The 12,452-nt window shown below is 64.2% G+C and carries 14 protein-coding genes; 4 read left to right on the forward strand and 10 right to left on the reverse strand.

Annotation, left to right across the window (positions count from 1 at the left end; all coding sequences use genetic code 11):
• Positions 1-5 precede the first annotated feature (5 nt).
• The 4 genes from EJ068_RS05640 to EJ068_RS05655 all read right to left on the reverse strand — a co-directional run bounded on the left by EJ068_RS05640 (position 6) and on the right by EJ068_RS05655 (position 4,147).
• A complete protein-coding gene (locus tag EJ068_RS05640) occupies positions 6-878 on the reverse strand; it encodes a sugar ABC transporter permease (RefSeq protein ID WP_127251267.1) in 873 nt (290 codons plus the stop codon).
• Positions 879-943: 65 nt separating this feature from the next.
• On the reverse strand, positions 944-2,206 hold the full coding sequence (locus EJ068_RS05645; RefSeq protein ID WP_127251256.1) for an ABC transporter substrate-binding protein: 1,263 nt from the start codon (positions 2,204-2,206) through the stop codon (positions 944-946).
• 374 nt (positions 2,207-2,580) lie between these two features.
• Positions 2,581-3,078, reverse strand: a complete 498-nt coding sequence (locus EJ068_RS05650) for an N-acetyltransferase (RefSeq protein WP_127251268.1) — start codon at positions 3,076-3,078, stop codon at positions 2,581-2,583.
• A gap of 34 nt (positions 3,079-3,112) precedes the next feature.
• Complete coding sequence (locus EJ068_RS05655; protein WP_127251257.1) at positions 3,113-4,147, reverse strand: lytic transglycosylase domain-containing protein; 1,035 nt, start codon at positions 4,145-4,147, stop codon at positions 3,113-3,115.
• Positions 4,148-4,311: 164 nt separating this feature from the next.
• Here EJ068_RS05655 and EJ068_RS05660 point away from each other — a divergent pair, with 164 nt between their 5' ends.
• Positions 4,312-4,881 (forward strand): methylated-DNA--[protein]-cysteine S-methyltransferase, encoded by a 570-nt coding sequence (locus EJ068_RS05660; protein WP_128298328.1) that lies wholly within the window; start codon positions 4,312-4,314, stop codon positions 4,879-4,881.
• 28 nt (positions 4,882-4,909) lie between these two features.
• Here EJ068_RS05660 and EJ068_RS05665 read toward each other — a convergent pair whose 3' ends face one another.
• Positions 4,910-5,239, reverse strand: a complete 330-nt coding sequence (locus EJ068_RS05665; protein WP_126081721.1) for a hypothetical protein — start codon at positions 5,237-5,239, stop codon at positions 4,910-4,912.
• A gap of 279 nt (positions 5,240-5,518) precedes the next feature.
• Here EJ068_RS05665 and EJ068_RS05670 point away from each other — a divergent pair, with 279 nt between their 5' ends.
• Positions 5,519-5,731, forward strand: coding sequence for a cold-shock protein (locus tag EJ068_RS05670; RefSeq protein ID WP_027168154.1), 213 nt, complete (start codon positions 5,519-5,521; stop codon positions 5,729-5,731).
• A gap of 198 nt (positions 5,732-5,929) precedes the next feature.
• On the opposite strand, the gene EJ068_RS32520 is transcribed toward EJ068_RS05670, so the two are convergent.
• The 4 genes from EJ068_RS32520 to EJ068_RS05685 form a co-directional block, all read right to left on the reverse strand.
• A complete protein-coding gene (locus tag EJ068_RS32520) occupies positions 5,930-6,106 on the reverse strand; it encodes a hypothetical protein (protein ID WP_189342122.1) in 177 nt (58 codons plus the stop codon).
• A gap of 73 nt (positions 6,107-6,179) precedes the next feature.
• Positions 6,180-6,791, reverse strand: a complete 612-nt coding sequence (locus EJ068_RS05675) for a glutathione S-transferase family protein (protein ID WP_126081720.1) — start codon at positions 6,789-6,791, stop codon at positions 6,180-6,182.
• A 142-nt stretch (positions 6,792-6,933) separates the two neighbouring features.
• Positions 6,934-7,794 (reverse strand): EAL domain-containing protein, encoded by an 861-nt coding sequence (locus EJ068_RS05680; RefSeq protein ID WP_127251258.1) that lies wholly within the window; start codon positions 7,792-7,794, stop codon positions 6,934-6,936.
• Positions 7,791-8,681, reverse strand: coding sequence for an EAL domain-containing protein (locus tag EJ068_RS05685; protein ID WP_127251259.1), 891 nt, complete (start codon positions 8,679-8,681; stop codon positions 7,791-7,793). The genes EJ068_RS05680 and EJ068_RS05685 overlap by 4 nt, the downstream gene beginning before the upstream one ends.
• Positions 8,682-8,899: 218 nt before the next feature.
• Between EJ068_RS05685 and EJ068_RS05690 the strand changes: the two genes are divergently transcribed.
• The gene (locus EJ068_RS05690; RefSeq protein ID WP_127251260.1) at positions 8,900-10,102 is read left to right on the forward strand and encodes a pyridoxal phosphate-dependent aminotransferase; all 1,203 of its coding nucleotides are present in this window, start codon (positions 8,900-8,902) and stop codon (positions 10,100-10,102) included.
• A 63-nt stretch (positions 10,103-10,165) separates the two neighbouring features.
• Here the strand turns inward: EJ068_RS05690 and EJ068_RS05695 are convergent, their stop codons facing one another.
• Positions 10,166-10,561 carry a cupin domain-containing protein gene (locus EJ068_RS05695; protein ID WP_127251261.1) on the reverse strand — a complete coding sequence of 132 codons (396 nt, stop codon included), beginning with the start codon at positions 10,559-10,561 and terminating at the stop codon, positions 10,166-10,168.
• Between the two features lie 307 nt (positions 10,562-10,868).
• On the opposite strand from EJ068_RS05695, the gene EJ068_RS05700 reads away from it, so the two are divergent.
• On the forward strand, positions 10,869-12,398 hold the full coding sequence (locus tag EJ068_RS05700) for an EAL domain-containing protein (RefSeq protein WP_129554495.1): 1,530 nt from the start codon (positions 10,869-10,871) through the stop codon (positions 12,396-12,398).
• The last annotated feature ends 54 nt before the right edge of the window (positions 12,399-12,452 follow it).

The raw sequence follows: 12,452 nt of genomic DNA on the forward strand, positions 1-12,452 counted from the left end.
TCACCTCAGCGCCCTCCGTCGAAACTCAGCCGCCCAATCCGGATATAGGCGATGGTGAGCAGGCCGATGATGAGGAAAAGCAGCGTCGAGGCGGCCGAGCCATAGGCGAACTTGTCGAACTCGAACAGGTTCTCGCGCGCGAAGATCGACATCGACTTGGTCTGGACGTTGTTCGGCGTCAGCACATAGATCAGGTCGAAGATGCGCAGCGCGTCGAGCGCGCGAAAAATCACCGCCACCATCACCGCCGGCCGGATGAGCGGCAGCGTCACGCGCCAGAAGATCTGCCAGGGATTGGCGCCGTCGAGCTTCGCCACTTCGAGGATCTCGCGCGGCAGCATCTGCAGGGCCGCCAGGATGAGCAGCGCCATGAACGGCGTCGACTTCCAGATATCGACGATCAGCACGGCGACCATCGCGGTGTCGGCGCTGGCGGTCCAGGCGATCTTGCTATCGATCAGGCCGAGATTGAGCAGCACGACATTGATGATGCCGAACTGGTCGTTGAGCATCCACTGCCACATCTTGGCCGAGACGATGGTCGGGATCGCCCAGGGGATAAGGATCGCCGCCCGCACGATCCCGCGCCCGCGGAATTCGGCGTTGAGCGCCAGCGCCACGATCATGCCCAGCACCGTCTCGCAGGCCACCGAGATAATTGCGAAGCGCACCGTGTTCCACACCGCGCGCCACCAGACCGGATCGACCAGCAGCCCGTCATAGAGCAGCCGCCCGCTCGGCAGGGTGAGCACCGAGAAATAATTGTCGAAGCCCACCCATTGCCGCGCGTCGAGATCGGCGAGCGAGGCGTCGGTGAAGCTGTAATAGAGCGTGCGCAGGAACGGCCAGCCCGCGACGACGGCGAGTACGAAGAGCATCGGCGCGAGGAACAGCCAGGCCGTGCGCACGCGCCGGCGCGCCAGCGGCGATCGCCCTGCCGCGGTCACCAGCCCTTGCCTTTCAACCTGGTCAGCCGCGCCTCGAGATCGGCCAGATTGTCGGCGGCGGTGCCGTTACCGGAGATCGTGTTGTGCACCGCGGTCCAGAACTGGCTCGACGCCTCGTTGTATTTGATCCTGGCGGTTGCCGACGGACGTGGCTGCGCGTCGAGGAAGATCTCTTTCCAGCGCGGCACGATCGGCTGCTGCCTGGCAATGTCGGGGTCGTCATAGAGCGCCGCGATGGTCGGCAGGTTGGCCGTCTTCAGCGTCCGGTATTTCTGCATCTCGGGCGAGGCGATGAACTTGACCAGGTCGATCGCGACATCCGGATGTTTCGAATATTTGGAGACGGCAAGATTCCAGCCACCCAGCGTCGCGACCGGATGCCCGCCATCGCCGGCCGGCAGCGGCGCCACGTCGAACCTGCCCCTGATCGGCGAATTCTCGCTGTTGCCGAGCGCATAGGCATAGGGCCAGTTGCGCATGAACACCGCATTGCCGGTCTGCCAGACGCCGCGCGCCTCTTCTTCCTGATAGGCGAGCGCGCCCGGCGGCGCGATCGTGCCGATCCAGCCCTTGACCCTGTCGAGCGCAGCCGCCGACTTTGGATTGTTGATGGAGATGCGGCCGTCCGGCTCGATGATCCCGCCGCCGCCACTCGACATCACCCATTCGAGCGCGTTGCAGGTCAGCCCCTCATAGGCATTGCCCTGGAAGACATAGCCCCAGATGTCCTTGTTGCCGGCCGCCCGCTCCCTGTCCATGACGAGCTTCGCGGTGTCCTGCAATTCCAGCCAGGTGGTCGGCACCTTGGCGCCATATTTGTCGAGGAGATCCTTGCGGTAATAGAGCGCCGGCGCGTCGGTGAAGATCGGCAGCGCTACCAGCCTGCCATTGACCGTCTGCGACTGGATGATCGACGGGAAATGCTCGCCCGCCACATCTTTGGTCGCCTCCGTCAGGTCGACCAGTTGGCTGGCCAGCTGCGGCGCCCAGATGACGTCGGTCTGGTAGACGTCGATATCGCTGCTGCCGGCGGCAAGCCACAGCCGGTATTGGCCGAACTGGTCGGTGGTCGAAGGCGGGATGACGACGATATCGACCTTGTTGCCGCTCTTCTTCTCGTAGAGGTCGAGGATCTCGCGCAGCACCTTGATGCCGTTGCCGGTGTCGCCCGACACGATCGACAGCTCCACGGCTCGCGCCTGGACAGCGCCCAGCAGGATGCCGGCGGCCAACGCCAGGAACGCGCAAACAAATTTCACGGGATTGCGGGCCTCCCTCAGCCGCCGGCGGCGCCATCTCGGCGTCGCGGCTCATCAAGGCCCCTGCGATGAATGCATCATGCCGCTTAGGGTTCCATGCGCCCGTGCTCGCCGGTCCCGGCCGGCAGGTCGATTAAGCCGTCTGGGCCGGCTCGACCGCGTCGGTGTCCGCCTTCCTTCACCCGCTTTCACGAAAGCGGACGGGCTCCGAAACCCCCGCCCCGGAGCCCGTCTGGGAGTGGCTGACGCATGCCGGCACAGCCCCCTCCGACGCCTTGCCCGCGTCGATCCGCCGATCGGCCGCCCGGCACGACGACGCATTAGCATGCCCTAACGTCAGCCTATGTGAAGGAGTTCACAATGCCGGGACGTCATTAACCTTTCCAGTCGACCGGGATCATGCCGAGCCGCTCGTAGAGCCTGAAGGCCGCGGTGTTCTTCACCGTGTTGGTCTTGAGATCGACATGCGTCGCCCCGCGCTCGCGAAAAATCAGGAACACGTGCCGCATCAGCGCCTCGCCGATGCCCTGCCTTCTGGACTCCGGATGGACGGCGAGGTCCTTGACGAAACCGGATGTCCAGCACAGCGCCGCGCCCGCAAGCAGGCCCTTGCCGTCGATGACCAGGAAACAGAGAGCGGGATCGAACTCGGCGTCGCCGGCAATGCGCGGCCACCAGTCGTCGAACGGCCCGTCGGCGCCGTCGTCGAACACTTCTTCCAGCAGCGCGTGGAGCGCGTGCGCGTCCCGGTGCTCGAACGCGCGCATAACGAAGCCCTCCGGCCAATGCGGCGCGGCGAGCGTGTCATCGAGGACTTTGCGCAGGCGGATGTCGTTGGGCGCCGGTGGACGAGGCGTCGTGTTCTCATGCATGGCGCTGTCTCGAGACGCCGCGCGGACCGTCCGCTCAGGCGTCGGGCGGCAGGCGATGCCGCCTGCGGTCGACGCCAAGTCCCGTCGCCTCGAGCAGACCCTTGCGCTTGGCGTCGTAGTAATAGCCGCTCTGGTAGAGCGTGTCGGCGCGCTTGGCGTTGCCGCCCGAGACCAGCCAGGCGCCACGCAGATATTTCACGGCATATTTGAGATTGGTCTCGGCGTCGAACAGGCCGGTCGCCGGGCCGTCATAGCCCATGCCGCGCGCCGTCGCGTGCTTGATCTGCATCAGTCCCCAATGGCCGTGATTGTAGGCTTTCGGGTTGAAGGTGCTCTCGCGGTTGACGACATGGCGCACCAGCTCGACCGGCACTTCATAGAGCGCCGAATATTTCTCGATCAGCCGCTCGATCTCGCCGCGCGGGCCGCTGGCGTGCTGTTCGGGCTGGCTAGGCGCCTCCAGCAGAGCGGGGTTGTCCGGCGCCACGTAAGCAACCTGCTGGACACCGGGCATCGGGGCGATTTTCGCCGACTGGCCGGTGACCGGCATGGCGACGCCCGCGGTCGTATAGACCGCCGCCTGCTTGATGGATCCCGCCTGTTTGATGGATCCTGGGCCGGTCGGCGAGCCGCCGGCCGTCAGCACAGGCGGCGGCGGAAACTGGCCGGCCATCGGCGTTGCTCCGGCGAAGGCCGCGGGCTGCGCCAGCGCCGCGCCGGGCTGGACAGGCGGCGGCAAAAGCGCGCCCTGCGTCGCCAGCGCGCTTTGCGTCGCAAGCGCGCTTTGCGTCGCGAGCGAACCAGGCGTCGCCGGCGCGCCGGGCATGGCAGCCATGGCAACGGCATCGCCGGTAAGCACGGCGGTCTGCACCTGCGCGAGGCCGGAAGGCTCCGGCAGCACGGCCACCGTTTCGGGCAGCGCGACCGTCGGCGTGTCGTCGGCCACGACGGGCGTCGAGGCTTCCGCAAGCGCGGGCGCAGCCTTCATTTGCGAGGTCGAGGTGCAACCGCTCAGACCAGCAGCGGCAACAAGCACGCCGATCGCGGCGAATATGATTTTAGCTGGCAAGCCGTGAGGGTCCGGTTTGTCTGTTATTAAGGAGTCCTTACACCAGCGATTCACACCCGGCAATCGGGGCCACCAGGCGGTTTTCGGGTGGCGGGAACAGGGCGGAAATGCCATATTGTTCTGGATATGTACTCGTTTTTCGCTGTTTGCCGAAGGAAAACGCCATGAAACCCACATCTGAGATCACGGCCGGCCACGCAGTGTTAGAAACAGTGATCGGCTTCATGGGCATCGCCTGGAACGAGAAGGGCCTGATCCGGCTCTGCCTGCCCGAACGCAGCCGCGGGGCGGTCGAGCGCCGGCTGTTTCGTCACGCCGGTGTTTCGACATCGACCGACCAGCCGCAATGGGTGGCCGAGCTGATCGCCTCGATCCAGGCCTATGCGGCCGGCGCGGACGTCGATTTCTCCGACGTGCCGGTCGATCTCGACGGCGTCGATGACTTTCGCCTCGCCATCTACGATGCCGCGCGCAAGCTCGGCTTCGGCGAGACCACCACCTATGGCGAGTTGGCCAGGCGCGCCGGCCATGCCGGGCTCGCCCGCGAGACGGGTGCTGCACTCGGCGCCAACCCGGTGCCGCTGGTCATCCCCTGCCACCGCATCCTGGCGGCCGGCGGCAAGATCGGCGGCTTCTCCGCGCCGGGCGGCTCGGCCACCAAGGAAAGGATGCTGGCCATGGAAGGCGTTCGCGTCGGCCCGCCGCCCGCCGCGCAGGCCTCGTTCGGGTTCTGAGGGGCGCTACCCGGCCCTTCACCCGCTGTCAGTCGTTGTGCAGGAACCGGCGACGGAAACGCCGATCGAAGTCCGGTCGCTTGCAGACATAGACCATGCAGGACCTGGTGTCGGCGCTCGGCACATAGGCGCGCGACCTCACCTCGCCCGCGTTGCAGAAGCGCTCGTCGCGCACATAGCGATCATAGAGCGGCAGACCCGGCACCCGCGTCGACTGATAGCGCAGAATGACGGCGCCCTGTCTGGCGATCGTCGCCTGCACCCGATCGCAGCTCATGCGTGTTGGATCATAGCGCGACACCGCCTGCGCCTCGGCGGCCAGCAGCAGCAGGCAGGCCGCAAGCAGAATGGTTTTCATGGTTCTCCTCCAGGAACGGCGAGCATTTCATCTCTCCACAACGTGTGACCGGTGTCAAAACTTCCGTGCGCCGCTTCCAAACGCCTGAGGCTGCACGCCGGCAGCGCGCAAGCGAACGTCTTGTTTTCTTGCAAAAACTATCCTATATCCGGTGCATTGAATTTGGCCGATCGATCGGGCCGCGATCTTCGCGTTTGCTGACGTCTATCTCCAAAGTTTCGATACCGCCGGCCGGACGTTGGTCCGGTCAAACAAAAGCAAATGTGAAGGACTTTCTATATGGCAACTGGTACGGTCAAGTGGTTCAACGCCACCAAGGGCTACGGCTTCATCCAGCCTGACAATGGCGGCGCGGACGTTTTCGTCCACATCTCCGCTGTCGAGCGCGCTGGCATGACGAGCCTGGCTGAAGGCCAGAAAATCAACTTCGAGATCGAGCAGGACCGCCGCACCGGCAAGTCCGCAGCTGGGTCTCTGAGCAAGGCAGCCTGATTTGGCTTAAGCATTTTGCCGCGAGGCTTAACCGCCGAGCGCCGCGAAATGCGAGTAAGTAAGGCGCGCGCCGGACGAAGGTTCGGGGCGCGCGGCAAGTCACGGATGTACTGACGGTCGCGCGATAAGCGCGCCGGAGCGGAAAGACCGACAAGCTGGAACAGCAGATAGCTGCCAGCCCGGACCGGACGTTCCCGATCAGGCTACCGGCACAGGAAGGCGGGCAATGCCCGCCTTTTTTGTTGTCTGGATTTTGGAGCAGCTTTCTTCTCCCCGTTCACGGGGAGAAGTGCCCGGCAGGGCGATGAGGGGCAGCGCCGACATTTCAGAACTGCCCATTTTGACCAGCTTAGAAAAGATGGCGCCGCCCCTCATCTGGCTGCCGCCATCTTCTCCCCGTGAACGGGGAGAAGGACGCTGTCACTCACGCTTTCGCCAATCGCCGGCTTCAGTGGGGCAGCCACTCGATCGGCACATGCCCCTTGTCCGCCTCGACCCGTTTCAGCCAGGCGGCGACGGCCGGATAGGCCTCGATCTGGAACCCGCCCTTCTCGGCGGTGTGGGTATAGGCGTAGAGCGCGATATCGGCGACGCTATAGGCATTGCCGGCGAAGAATGCGTTCTGCTCAAGATGCTGGTTCATGACGCCCAGCGCCTTGTTGCCGCGCTCCAGCGTTAGCGCCAGCCGCTCCGGCGTGGCGTCCTTCGCCCGTTCCGGAAAGGTCAAAAGCGCCTTGCGCACCGCGATATAGGGCTCATGGCTGTATTGTTCGAAGAACAGCCATTGGTAAGCCAGCGCGCGTTCGTATTTGTCCGCCGGCAGGAAGCGCGTTCCCTCGGCGAGATAAAGCAGGATGGCGTTGCTCTCGGCGATGCGCCTGCCGTCGTCGAGTTCGAGCATCGGCACCATCGCGTTCGGATTCTTGGCGACGTAGTCGGGCTTGCGCGTCTCGCCGGTATGGGAGCTCACCTCGACCCGGGTGAAGGGGATGCCGAGCTTCGCCATCAACAGCCGCGGCTTGTAGCAATTGCCGCTGTCGGCCATGTCGTAAAGGATCATGCCTCTTGCCCTCTCCGAGTCTCCTGGGAACGCTCTAACGCGCGCGGCCAGGTCGCATCCAGTGATTTGTTTTTGCGAAGAACCATCAGCGACGCTGATAGGTTTTCTTTGGCATCAGCGTTGCTGGTGGGTTTTCTTGGCATCAGCGTTGCTGATGCAGGGGCACAACCTTGTTGCCGGCGTCGAGCAGGGCATCGACGGAAAGCGGCTCTTCCTTGAAGATCGTGCCTGCGAGCGCCGGGCGGGCGAGATGGAAACCCTGCAGCAGGTCGGCGCCGCCCTCGAGCGCGACGCGCAGGTGCTGGGCATTCTCGATGCCCTCGACCAGCACTTTTGCGCCCCGCTCCTGCAACATGCCCACCAAGGGCCGGAAGAAGCGCTCGGCGGCGGCGTGGCGGCAGAGCGCGCCGAACCAGGCGCCGTCGATCTTGACGATGTCGGGCGCGAGCAGATTGATACGCGCCTCGGTGGAATGTCCGGTGCCGAAATCGTCGATGGCGATACGGATGCCGTCGCGCCGCATTTCACGAACCAGGCTGGCAAGAACGTGATCGTCCGCCGCCTGTCCGGTGATCTCGCAGACCAGCAGGCCCGGCTCCAGCTCGAAATCGCCGAGATGCCTGGTCATCAGCCGGATTTCGGCCAGCGCCCGCCCGAGATGATCGTTGATCATCGGATTGTAGTTGAAGAACAGCGTGAGCCCCTCGAGGCCGATGTTGCGGTAATTGCCGAGATGCAGCATCCGGCACATCGTTTCGACGAACAGCCGGTCGGATGCGGGAACGCCGCCGAAGAAGATCGACGGGGCCACCGGCTCGGCGATGCGGCGCGGCTCGATCAGCCCCTCGACGGCGACCGCCCTGAGCATCCCATCCTCCGGCGCGAAGATTGGCTGATAGGCGCTCCACAGCCGGAATTCGCCGTAAATGCCGAACTGAAGGCCGATCTCGTCAGCGAAGATCGCCTTGGCGACATTGCGCCGCCTCTCCTGCCTTTCGTTCATGGCGCGACCTTGCGCCCGAATACCCTTGCCGACCGCGACCGCTTTGCCGGAGCCGCAGGGCTTGCGGCAGCCGACACCGTGCTCTCGTCAGCCGAAGACTGCACGAAGACGCGAAAGCTGGTGGGCGCAAGTTCGGGCCGGGCAAGCACATAGCCTTGCACCATGGAAGCGCCGGCTTTCTCGGCAAGCTCCAGTTGCCAGCCTTCCTCGAGACCCTCGAAGACGGTGTGGATGCCCTGGGTTTCGAAGCCCTGCACCATCGCGGTCAGCAACGCGAAGCCGGCGCCGGACTCCATCAGATGCGTGATCCACTGGGCATCGAACTTGACGATATCGGGCTTCAGTTCCTGGATCCGGTGGATGTCGGATTCATCGGCGCCATAGTCGTCCACCGCGATGCGGAAGCCATTGGCCCTCAGCGCCTCGACAAAATCGTAGAGCGCTTCCTGCGAGGCCGACTTCTGCTCGGTAACCTCGCAGACGATGCGGCGCGGATCGATACCGGCTTCGTGCAGCACCAGCCGCATATCGCGCAATGCCTTGTCGGCAATGCCGCGATCGGTGAAGACCGACGGGTCGAAATTGATGAAGATGGCCGCCTCCTGCGGCAGGCAGGCACCGGCGTTCAGAAGATGCAGCGTGCGCGTCAGCGACTCGATATGCAGCCGGTCGGTCGCTGGGCAGGTGCCGAAGAACGCCGCCGGCGACTGCTGCTCGCCGTCGCGGAACGGCCGGATCAGCCCTTCGAAGGCGGCCACCGAAAGCTTGCCCTCCTTGAAGGCGAAGATCGGCTGGAACGCGCTTTGCAGCGTATAGATGCCCCAGACACCGGTCGAGGTGCCGTCATCATGACGGATGATGTGGGTAAGCCCGATGCTGCGCGACAAGGTTTCTCGCTCCGCGAATTGGCGCAATCCGATCTGCGATCCTGCCAGCCAAGGGTTTACCGGCCGTTGATGAATTTAGCGTTGCCGCGCACGCAGGCTGACTTTGGTCACGCCTCCTTGACCTCTGGCTCATCGCACAATGCTTGCGCTCCGCGCCATGATGCGACATGAGAGGCGCCGCGGCCGCTCCTGGCCGCTGTCCTAGGAGACTTTTTGTCATGGCCTTTCTCGCCGACGCCCTTTCCCGCGTTAAGCCTTCCGCGACCATCGCGGTGACGCAGAAAGCGCGCGAGCTGAAAAATGCCGGCCGTGACGTGATCGGCCTCGGCGCCGGCGAGCCGGACTTCGATACGCCCGACAACATCAAGAACGCGGCGATCGAGGCGATCCGCCGCGGCGAGACCAAGTACCCGCCGGTGTCGGGCATCGTGCCGCTGCGCGAGGCGATCGCGAAGAAATTCAAGCGCGAGAACAATCTCGATTACCGGCCGGAGCAGACCATCGTCGGCACCGGCGGCAAGCAGATCCTGTTCAACGCCTTCATGGCGACGCTGAACCCCGGTGACGAGGTCATCATCCCGCGTCCCTACTGGGTGAGCTACCCCGAAATGGTGGCGATCTGCGGCGGCACGTCGGTCTTCGCCGACACCTCGATCGACAACGGCTTCAAGCTCACGGCCGAGGTGCTGGAAAAGGCGATCACGCCGAAGACCAAATGGCTGCTGATGAACTCGCCGTCGAACCCGTCGGGCGCCGCCTACACGGAGGCCGAGCTCAGGGCGCTGGCCGACGTGCTGCTCAAGCATCCGCATGTCTGGACGCTGACCGACGACATGTATGAGCATCTGACCTATGGCGATTTCGTTTTCAAGACCATCGCCGAGGTCGAGCCGAACCTTTACGAGCGGACGCTGACGATGAACGGCGTGTCGAAAGCCTATGCCATGACCGGCTGGCGCATCGGCTACGCCGCCGGCCCGGTGCCGCTGATCAAGGCGATGGACATGATCCAGGGCCAGCAGACCTCGGGCGCCTGCACCATCGCGCAATGGGCTTCCGTCGAGGCGCTCAACGGCCCGCAGGATTTCATCGCGAAGAACAAGGCGATCTTCCAGGGCCGACGCGACCTCGTCGTCTCGATGCTCAACCAGGCGCGCGGCATCTCCTGCCCCTCGCCCGAAGGCGCCTTCTACGTCTATCCGTCTTGCGCTGAGTTGATCGGCAAGAAGACCAAGGCCGGCAAGGTGATCGACACCGACGAAGCCTTCTGCTCGGAACTGCTCGACGCCGAAGGTGTGGCGGTGGTGTTCGGCTCGGCCTTCGGCCTCGGTCCGAATTTCCGCATCTCCTACGCCACGTCGGAAACCTTGCTGGAGGAAGCCTGTACGCGCATCCAGCGCTTCACCGCGTCGTTGACCTGAACGGCTTAAAGTCGCCATGCGAGAAAACCCGGCCGCGGCCGGGTTTTTTGTCAGAGGCTTGTCTCAGCCGCCATATTGCTCCGGCGTCACCGCTTCCAGCCAGTCGGCGTGGACTCCGTCCAGCGCCTCCTGCATGGCGATATGGGTCATGGCGGTTTTCTGTCCGGCGCCATGCCAGTGCTTTTCGCCCGGCGCGAAGGAGACGACGTCACCTGCCCTGATCGTCTGGATCGGCTCGCCCCAAGTCTGGGCAAGTCCGGCGCCGGCCGTGACATAGAGCGTCTGCCCAAGCGGATGCGTGTGCCAGTAAGTGCGCGCGCCGGGCTCGAAACTGACCAGCGTCGCCCTCAGCCGCGCCGGCGCCTCTTTCTGGATGATCGGCGTCTGCAGCACCCGCCCTGTGAAATAGGCCTCCGGCGCGATGATCGTCGGCACGCTGCCGCACGCAATGATCTTCATCGTTCAGATCCTCGAACTCGTTGGTCGAACAAGGGGCCGCGCTCGGCCTCTCGTGGAGCAGTCTCCTCCTGAGGAGAGGCCATTGCAACGGCTTTAGGATGTTGCCGGCACCGCAGCTCCGGTTGCGTGCTCAGGCACCAGCAGTTTCTATTTTAGAATGTCTGAATATTGTCATAAATCATTGCTTTTTAACCATAAAATTGCCGCCTCGATCCAGCCGCCAGAGAACAGGTCAAGACGGTCGCCGCGCTCAGCGTTTGTTAACGGCTGAGGTTCTAGCCATGGCGCGTGCTGTGGGGGCGCGGACATGAGTATCTTGGCGACAATCAAGGATCATAGCGGCCGTATCTATCGCGGCATCCAGGCTCTGCTCGTGATGAGCATCGCCGCCACCGGGCTCGCGGCCTTCGCGCTGACGGAGAACGCTTCCCGCGACGGCGCGCTTATGATGTCGGCGGCATCGACCCTGATGGCGCTTCTGGTCTTGATGTATATGCGCTCGAGCGTCGTCCAGCGCCTGCAATCGGCTGAGGATGCCGAAGCCGAGAAGCACCGCTTTCTCACCGTCGATGCCATGACCGGCGCCATGACCCGGCGCTATTTCATCGAAGCCTTGCGCGACCGGCTGGGCGGTTTGCGCAACCGTCGCCAGGCAAGCCTGCTTCTGATCGACCTCGATCATTTCAAGCAGCTCAACGACACGTTCGGCCATCAGTTCGGCGACCTGGCGCTGGCCCATCTGGTCGCGGAAGCGCAGCGCATCTTCGAGGACGGCGTCATCGGTCGCCTCGGCGGCGACGAGTTCGGCGTCATGGTTCCGCATGGCGACGTCGCCGTCATCAACAAGGACGTGCGCCGGCTGCTCGATGCGATGCGCGCCGGCAAAAGACATGAAGGCAAGATCATTCCGCTGTCGATCTCGGTGGGTGTCGCGCTTGCGCCGCTGCATGCCTCGAACGGCGCTGAGTTGATGCTGCTGGCCGACCTTGCGCTCTACGAAAGCAAGGCAGGCGGCCGCGGCCGCGTCACCGTCTTCGACGAGGAGATGCTGTCGGACAAACGCTATCGCCGGCTGGTGGAACGCGAGCTGCGCGCCGCGATCTATCTCGGCGAGCTGGAACTGCACTATCAGCCGATCGTCGATCCCGACGGCTCGGTCGACGCGCTGGAGGGATTGATCCGCTGGCGCCATCCCGTGCGCGGCTTGATCTCGCCGGCGGAATTCATCCCGATCGCCGAGCGCTCGACGCTGATCGACATGATCGGCGAATGGGTCTTCAAACGCGCCTGCGCCGATATCGGGCATTTTCCCGGACGGCGCATCTCGATCAACGTCTCCGGCGAGCAGCTGAAGCGCGACGAGATCGTGACGATGTGCGACAGGATCCTGGGCGAGACCGGCCGGTCCGCCTCGCAATTCATCATCGAAATCACCGAGACGGTGGCGACGGCCGCGACGCCCGAGGTGCTGAGGCGCCTGGAGGCGCTGCGCGGCCTCGGCTTCCACATCGCGCTCGACGACTTCGGCACTGGACATTGCGGCTTCAACTATCTGAAGTCGCTGCCCATCGACAGCGTCAAGATCGACCGCTCCTATATCCGCAGCCTCGCCCATGACCAGGTGGCGCAGATCTTCGTCTCGGCGCTTGCCCAGATCGCCCGCATCCAGGAAATCGCAATCGTTGCGGAAGGCGTCGAGACCGAGCAGGAATTCACCCTCGCCCGAACAGCCGGCTGCAGCCGCTTCCAGGGCTATTTCTTCGGCAAGCCGGCGCCACGCGACAAGGCAAGCGCCTTGTGTGTCGCCGGCCGCGAGCCGCTCGCCCTCACGGCCTGACAAACCCAAGCCGGCGAAAATCCTATTTTTCTTGCCCTCCCGGCGAACCCGTGT

The sequence above is a fragment of the Mesorhizobium sp. M2A.F.Ca.ET.043.02.1.1 genome (assembly GCF_003952405.1).
Lineage (GTDB): Bacteria > Pseudomonadota > Alphaproteobacteria > Rhizobiales > Rhizobiaceae > Mesorhizobium.